This window comes from Streptomyces beijiangensis, assembly GCF_017315755.1.
In the GTDB taxonomy this organism is placed as follows: domain Bacteria; phylum Actinomycetota; class Actinomycetes; order Streptomycetales; family Streptomycetaceae; genus Streptomyces; species Streptomyces beijiangensis.
Genome location: NZ_JAFLRJ010000200.1, coordinates 1 through 217 on the forward strand (window position 1 = coordinate 1; position 217 = coordinate 217).

1 protein-coding gene is annotated in these 217 nt (G+C 68.7%); it reads left to right on the forward strand.

Annotation, left to right across the window (positions count from 1 at the left end):
• Positions 1–51 precede the first annotated feature (51 nt).
• A partial coding sequence (locus J0695_RS45690; RefSeq protein ID WP_372445811.1) for an acyl-CoA carboxylase biotin carboxyl carrier protein subunit occupies positions 52–217 on the forward strand: 166 nt, incomplete at its 3' end.

The window sequence follows — 217 nt, forward strand, 5'->3', positions numbered from 1 at the left end:
CGCTTCCCCGATCCCTCCTCCCAGCAGGCCCCCGGATCCCTGCTCGCCCCCATGCCAGGAACCGTAGTACGCACCACTGACATCGCCGTCGGAGACCACGTCACCGCAGGTCAGCCCCTGCTCTGGCTGGAGGCCATGAAGATGGAGCACAAGATCATCGCGCCTGCCTCCGGCACCCTCACCGCGCTCCACGCCACCCCCGGCCTGCAAGTCGAGG